We start from the raw sequence: 5,843 nt of genomic DNA on the forward strand, positions 1-5,843 counted from the left end.
TTCACCAGAAGAGCTCGACCATGGACCGTCATGCGGGCATGCTGATGGGTGTTCATCCGGGGCGCTCGGTCAGGGTTGGTTGGCTTCGCAACCCCAGCCTCTCACCCCCGCCCCGGGTGAACAACCTTCATAGCTTCGACAACTAGACGTTGCAGCGAGCGAGGCCGGGGAACGTGTCGTCGCCCTCGACCTCGACCCGCAAGGCTCGCTCTCGGCCTGGGGCGAGGGCCGCGCCGCGGATGCGCCGGCTGTTGACCGGCTCGGACCTGATCGGCTCGGCGAGCTGCCTGCGATCCTCGCGGCCCTGAAATCCGAAGGCTTCACGCTCGCGATCCTCGACACGGCGGGCGTGTCCTCGACCGGCGGCAACCTCGCTATGCAAGCGGCTGACCTCGCCCTGGTCCCGGCTCGACCGTCCCGGCTCGACCTTCAAGCCACGATGCCGACGATTGAGACCCTGATGCGCCTAGGGATGCGCGAGCGGTTCGCCTTCGTCCTGAACCAATGCCCGGCCGGGCGATCGACGCGCGCGACGGAAGCCGCGAACGGCCTCGGGATTTTTGGCGTTCTGGCAGAGCCGGTGCTGACGCAGCGGGCCGACCATCAGGACGCGATTGCAGCGGGGCAGGGCGTCACCGAATTTGCGCCCGAGGGGAAGGCGGCCGACGAGATCCGCGCCCTTTGGGCCTGGGCTGATCGCAAGATGAAGGGCGGCAAGGCATGAGCAAGCGACCTTCCTTGATCGGTGGCCTTAGCCTCCCCGGCGCCTCGCCTGCCGCCCCTGTTCCTGACACGGCGGCGGAGGCCGAGCGCCCGCCCGTCGGCCGGAAGCCACGGCCCGACGTGGTGCATACGTCTGTCTACCTCCCGAAGGAGGTCCATCGGCGCCTGCGTGAGATCGCGTTCACCCGCGACGTGAAGGTGCACGATGTCATCATGGAGGGGATCGACGCGGCCTTGCAGCGGCACGGGCATCCGTCCGTCGATGCGTTAGAGCCGGAACGGAAACGGTAGGCGTAGCGCCGTCGCATGAAAGCGCTTTGACGTTGTCACATGACAGCGCTGTAGCATTACAGCCTTTCAGCATTATAAGGTTGCGCGCGTCTTGGTACTCCGGCATGTTCTGCGAACGCAAGACAAGACACATTATCTTGCGTTGGGCGCTGCTATAGATGTCGTTGTCACGCCGACCGGGCAAAAAGGTACCGTCTGGAGCTTGACGGACCGTCTTAGCCGCTCACTCGGCGCAATCGAGATGTCAGGTCTCGTGACCAGGTTCGAGATTAAGCCCGAGCCGAGCGGGGGCTTGCGATCCGTCCCAACTTTTCACGCGACCCTCAGCGAGGCCATGACGGCCATCGCGAAGCACATGCAAGGTGCTTGCACGCTCGACAGCCAGGATTGGGATTGACCGGGATGTCGGGGCTGCCGGCCGTCGTCACAGCTATCGAAGCTGCAACGCCAACGCAGGCCGACGACGATGCGCAGATGGTCCGGCTTTGGCTTGCGCGGTCCGCGAGCCCGAACACGCGTCGGAACTATGAGCGGGAGGCGCGGCGCTTCCTGGCCCACGTCGGCAAGCCGCTGGGGCAAGTTCGGATCGGCGACCTACAGGATTACATCGCCGGCCGGCCGGGGTCGTCGGCAACGGTGGCGCTCGCGGCCTCGGCGCTCAAGAGCCTGTTCACGTTCGCCCAAGAGGTCGGGTTCCTCCGGTTCAACATCGGCGCGGCGGTGAAGGTGCCGCCAATCAAGAACACGCTCGCCGAGCGCATCATGTCGGAGGCCGACGCGCTGCTGATGATCCGGCAGGAACCGGACGTGCGAAACCGCGTGCTGCTGACGGTACTCTACGGCGGGGGACTGCGGATCTCGGAAGTGTGCGGCCTGCGCTGGCGCGACCTCTCGGCCCGCGATGAGGCCGTGCAGGCGACAATCTTCGGCAAGGGCGGCAAGACGCGAGCGGTCCTGCTGTCGGCTGCGACGTGGAAGGTGCTGGTAGCCCTCCGCAGCGAGGCCGGACCGGATGCCCCCGTATTCCTGTCACGGAAGGGCGGGGCGCTTGATCCAAGCGCGGTACACCGTGTGGTGAAGGCGGCGGTGACGCGGGCAGGGCTTCCAGCGGAGGTCTCGGCACACTGGCTCCGGCACGCTCACGCCTCGCACAGCCTGGACCGCGGCGCGCCAATTCACCTCGTGCAGGCGACGCTTGGACACGCCTCGGTCGCAATGACCGGGCGCTACCTTCACGCGCGGCCGTCCGAAAGCTCGGCGCGGTTCCTGGGAGTGTAGATCACGATGCGCTACCGCCTGAGCATTGCCATAACCCTCGCTCACTGCGGCAGGGTCGCAGTGGCTGAGCCCGCCCCTACAATCGAGCACCTCCTAACGGACGGATGGGAGATTGCTGGCTATGTCGGAAACTACGATGTCCGGACTTCGCTGATCCTGTTCAAAAAGAAGGACGTGAACCACCTCGTCCAATGCTCCACGCTGTTCGATGTTACCCGCAGCCAGCGTGTCGTCGTGAACTGCTACGAGCTTCGCTGACCTCATCAGCAGCTGAGCGCGGGGCCGATCTCGCCAGGATCATGGATCAGTCTGGGCACCGAGACCCGCGCACAGTCGTCGGCTACATCATACGCGCGAACGCCTTCAAGGGGCACTCGGGGAGCGAGTTCTTGTGAAGCCTGCTGCCGCCAGGTTGCCTTGGGAGCAACTTTCGACGTCTTTTCAACCTGAGATAATTTGTAAACGTCTAAGCTGCTATATAGGGACGCTTATAGCAATCTAGCCATATGTATGACGGCACATGATTGAAATTCATGGAAGATTTCTTCTAGAGACTGGCAGCAAAGCGACATGCGTTGCCATCATCTCGACAAGTGTGCGCGTCGAAGTAAGAAGGCGAGATGGGCTACCAGCAGTCCGCCTTGGCATGAAGGCGACGTGCTATCTTGATGCAATCGGCGTGGTGCCTGGGCGGATAAGCGAAGTAAGCTCCGCTGGGTTCACACTACTCGTTGAAGCCAGTGCAGAGCGCAAAGCGAGGATCGACGATCGCCTCGCTTGGCTTCGTGCTCACGCCAACGACACGGCCGATCAGCGGAATGATCCCCGGATCGTACCCACCCAGCGCGCTGTGAGCGTCACACTATCGAACGGTCAGATCGTCGGCGCAGAGATCGTTGATCTTTCGATGTCAGGTGTGGCCCTCGCGACGAACGAACGACCTGATCCTGGTTCAGCCGTGACCGTCGGAAAGCGGTTCGCCACTGTTGTCCGACACACTGCCGACGGGATCGCTGTTCGTTTCAAGCTTCCATACAGCCCAACGACCTTCAATGAACGCGTGGTCCTGTGATGGGACATCCAGAGATCGAGCGCCGCAGTGCGCCGCGCAAGCGAGTTCTGAAGGCGGCCAAGATCATCTTCCCCAACGGGGCGTCAGTGATGGACTGCGCAGTCCGAAACGTCTCGGACGTGGGGGCGAAGCTCACCCTGCCGTCAGCAATCGGGGTGCCGGAGGCGTTCACTCTGCTGATTGAGGCAGATGGGGTTCAACACGCCTGCAGGCTCATCCGTCGAGAGAACGAGGCGATCGGGGTTCAGTTCATTTCGACAACATTGAATTTTTGAAGCTCAGCAGCCCTTAAGCGAAAGGCATCAGTTCAGCTGCAAACTACCTCTTGGGCTTGTCGTCAAGCCGCTGAGATGAGCGTCGAGTTGATCCCGGATCTCGCGGGCCATCGCGAGATCAAGACGTAGACGTGCAGCTACAATGGGATCAGGCTGCACGCTACCATTCATGAGCACGGCCATCCGGTCCGTGAACAAGTTGAGCGCGACCGTCTGCCCGTTTAGGACGATACTGACAGCGCCTGTAATATGCCGAACGGGAACGTCATCAGGATCGGGCGTGGTATCGATTGGCATCCCTCGAAATCCTATAGAACTGAGAAACCACAATCGAGACGTCAGTTCCTACAATGCTCTGCGAGCCAGCCGGCGCACTTAAATAGCATTCGCAGAATTATATATCTAAGTTAATTAAAAGTAAAAATATAGGTCAGGTTGCGTGCTTTCCGTTCGCCCAGTGACGTTGCTTCGATATGGAGCCATCTCACGTTGTGCCTGCCCAACAGCACAACTCAGGCATGTCCCATTTTTTAACGGGATATCCATTCGGAGCAAATCTAGGTGTCCTGTTTGCCGAACAAACGCGAACTGCCCCTTCTGGCACGACCGGGACTGGCATGGGGACCACCGGCACCGGTGGTTCGACCACCGGCCAGCCGAAGGAACTCGCTACCCCAGGTGGCGCGAATGCCGGTGGCGGTACGGGCTCCACGCCAATGACGGCCCCGGGAGCGAATGGGATGAGCACAGGGACCGGTGCGCCGGGTGCTGGCACTTCGGGCGCCACCACCCCGTCGACAGGCGCGGCCGGAGCACGCTGAGCGTCAGACAGATCAACGACACGGAGGAACGCCTATGCCCGACGAAGAAAAGCCCAAGGATGCCGCCACGCACACCGCTCAGTTGAAGGGTCCTGCCCCAAAAATCGAGGGAAGCCACACGGAGGAGACCGTCGATCCGGCGGAACGCCTTCCGGAAGACCCCGAAGAGCAGAACGACCTGGCTTAGCCCCTACGACGGTTCGGCCCCGCTCCGATCTGCTCACGGAGCGGGGGAACCCCGGATCTCACCAGCTAGGCCGATACGCAACTTGGCTCTGTTGAAGGCTCGGCACCGAAACGAACGCTAGGGCGGGCCGGAACGGGCCGCTGAGCGGCGTCAGGCCGCCTGGGCGACATTCCTACGGCCGCGGACCTTCGGGGCTGCCTCTGAGGCTGCTACCGCCTTGGGCTTCCGACCACGGGCTTAGGCGCCTCGGAGATCGTTCCTCCCGTCTCAGCAGCCTAAGCAGCTGCCTTGCGCTGCAACTGGCCGAGGCTGAGTGAACGCGCCAGCTCGGACCGCTTGGCGGAGTAGGCGGCCGATACAATGGGGTAGTCAGACGGCAGGCCGTACTTCGCACGGTAGCTCTCCGGTGTGAGCCCGCGAAGCGTGAGGTGGCGCTTCATCGTCTTGTATGTCTTGCCATCCTCGAAGCTGACCATGCCGTCCGGGGTGACCGACTTGCGGATCTGGGCGGGCGTCGGCATCTCGGGGACAGCAGTCTCAGCCTTGGCTCCGTTGCCGAGACCAGTGATGGCGGCATGCACGCTGGTGATCAGCGCCGGCAGTTCGCTGACCGGAACGTTGTTGTTCGAGACGAAGGCGGCGACGAGGTCGGCCGCCATCTCGAATTCGTCACGTCCTGAAACGAGCATCGCACCACCGGTCATTTTATCACCCTTAAATACCTGTCACTCCGCATAACAACTTACCAGATTAGGCGTCAAGGTTCTGTTAGGGATATCGCATTAGGAGTTTTTTAGATTTTTAGGGGTTCGACGATGCGGGTTCTGTTGGTCGAGGATGATGCGTCGGTCGCGGAGAGCATCGAACTGATGCTCAAATCCGAGCGGTTTGTGACATACACCACCGACCTCGGTGAGGAAGGTGTCGATCTCGGCAAGCTCTACGATTACGACATCATCCTGCTCGACCTGAACCTGCCTGACATGTCTGGCTATGACGTGCTCAGGAAGCTCCGGGTCGCCAAGGTGAAGACCCCGATCCTGATCCTCTCAGGGATGGCCAGCATCGAGGACAAGGTGAAGGGCCTTGGCTTTGGCGCCGACGACTACCTTACCAAGCCGTTCCACAAGGACGAGCTCGTGACCCGCATCCAGGCGATTGTTCGGCGCTCACAGGGGCATGCCGAAGCCGTGGTT

9 protein-coding genes and 1 pseudogene are annotated in these 5,843 nt (G+C 61.8%); 8 read left to right on the plus strand and 2 right to left on the minus strand.

Going from position 1 to position 5,843, the window contains the following annotated elements; all coding sequences use genetic code 11:
• Window positions 1-223: 223 nt before the first annotated feature.
• From MKK70_RS15255 to MKK70_RS15280, 6 genes and pseudogenes are all read left to right on the plus strand, one after another.
• Window positions 224-724 (plus strand): annotated as a pseudogene (locus MKK70_RS15255) (ParA family protein); the annotation flags it as partial.
• Window positions 721-1,014, plus strand: coding sequence for a hypothetical protein (locus tag MKK70_RS15260; RefSeq protein WP_243948734.1), 294 nt, complete (start codon window positions 721-723; stop codon window positions 1,012-1,014). The pseudogene MKK70_RS15255 and the gene MKK70_RS15260, both read left to right, overlap by 4 nt.
• A gap of 402 nt (window positions 1,015-1,416) precedes the next feature.
• Window positions 1,417-2,292 carry a tyrosine-type recombinase/integrase gene (locus tag MKK70_RS15265; protein WP_243948735.1) on the plus strand — a complete coding sequence of 292 codons (876 nt, stop codon included), beginning with the start codon at window positions 1,417-1,419 and terminating at the stop codon, window positions 2,290-2,292.
• A gap of 6 nt (window positions 2,293-2,298) precedes the next feature.
• Window positions 2,299-2,550, plus strand: a complete 252-nt coding sequence (locus MKK70_RS15270) for a hypothetical protein (protein WP_243948736.1) — start codon at window positions 2,299-2,301, stop codon at window positions 2,548-2,550.
• 262 nt (window positions 2,551-2,812) lie between these two features.
• On the plus strand, window positions 2,813-3,364 hold the full coding sequence (locus tag MKK70_RS15275; protein ID WP_243948737.1) for a PilZ domain-containing protein: 552 nt from the start codon (window positions 2,813-2,815) through the stop codon (window positions 3,362-3,364).
• On the plus strand, window positions 3,364-3,639 hold the full coding sequence (locus MKK70_RS15280) for a PilZ domain-containing protein (RefSeq protein WP_243948738.1): 276 nt from the start codon (window positions 3,364-3,366) through the stop codon (window positions 3,637-3,639). The genes MKK70_RS15275 and MKK70_RS15280 overlap by 1 nt, the downstream gene beginning before the upstream one ends.
• A 27-nt stretch (window positions 3,640-3,666) precedes the next feature.
• Here the strand turns inward: MKK70_RS15280 and MKK70_RS15285 are convergent, their stop codons facing one another.
• Complete coding sequence (locus tag MKK70_RS15285) at window positions 3,667-3,936, minus strand: hypothetical protein (protein ID WP_243948739.1); 270 nt, start codon at window positions 3,934-3,936, stop codon at window positions 3,667-3,669.
• Between the two features lie 558 nt (window positions 3,937-4,494).
• Between MKK70_RS15285 and MKK70_RS15290 the strand changes: the two genes are divergently transcribed.
• A complete protein-coding gene (locus MKK70_RS15290) occupies window positions 4,495-4,647 on the plus strand; it encodes a hypothetical protein (RefSeq protein ID WP_243948740.1) in 153 nt (50 codons plus the stop codon).
• Between the two features lie 275 nt (window positions 4,648-4,922).
• Here the strand turns inward: MKK70_RS15290 and MKK70_RS15295 are convergent, their stop codons facing one another.
• Window positions 4,923-5,351, minus strand: a complete 429-nt coding sequence (locus tag MKK70_RS15295; RefSeq protein WP_409568280.1) for a MucR family transcriptional regulator — start codon at window positions 5,349-5,351, stop codon at window positions 4,923-4,925.
• Between the two features lie 111 nt (window positions 5,352-5,462).
• Here MKK70_RS15295 and MKK70_RS15300 point away from each other — a divergent pair.
• On the plus strand, window positions 5,463-5,843 hold a 381-nt coding region (locus MKK70_RS15300), incomplete at its 3' end, for a response regulator (protein WP_243948741.1).

This window comes from Methylobacterium sp. E-041, from assembly GCF_022829665.1.
Lineage (GTDB): Bacteria > Pseudomonadota > Alphaproteobacteria > Rhizobiales > Beijerinckiaceae > Methylobacterium.

Excerpts from the sequence above, each read along its gene's own strand:
- MKK70_RS15285 (WP_243948739.1), bottom strand. The coding sequence starts at position 3,936 with ATGCCAATCGATACCACGCCCGATCCTGATGACGTTCCCGTTCGGCAT.
- MKK70_RS15270 (WP_243948736.1), top strand. The coding sequence starts at position 2,299 with ATGCGCTACCGCCTGAGCATTGCCATAACCCTCGCTCACTGCGGCAGG.
- MKK70_RS15265 (WP_243948735.1), top strand. The coding sequence starts at position 1,417 with ATGTCGGGGCTGCCGGCCGTCGTCACAGCTATCGAAGCTGCAACGCCA.
- MKK70_RS15290 (WP_243948740.1), top strand. The coding sequence starts at position 4,495 with ATGCCCGACGAAGAAAAGCCCAAGGATGCCGCCACGCACACCGCTCAG.
- MKK70_RS15260 (WP_243948734.1), top strand. The coding sequence starts at position 721 with ATGAGCAAGCGACCTTCCTTGATCGGTGGCCTTAGCCTCCCCGGCGCC.
- MKK70_RS15280 (WP_243948738.1), top strand. The coding sequence starts at position 3,364 with ATGGGACATCCAGAGATCGAGCGCCGCAGTGCGCCGCGCAAGCGAGTT.
- MKK70_RS15295 (WP_409568280.1), bottom strand. The coding sequence starts at position 5,351 with ATGACCGGTGGTGCGATGCTCGTTTCAGGACGTGACGAATTCGAGATG.
- MKK70_RS15275 (WP_243948737.1), top strand. The coding sequence starts at position 2,813 with ATGATTGAAATTCATGGAAGATTTCTTCTAGAGACTGGCAGCAAAGCG.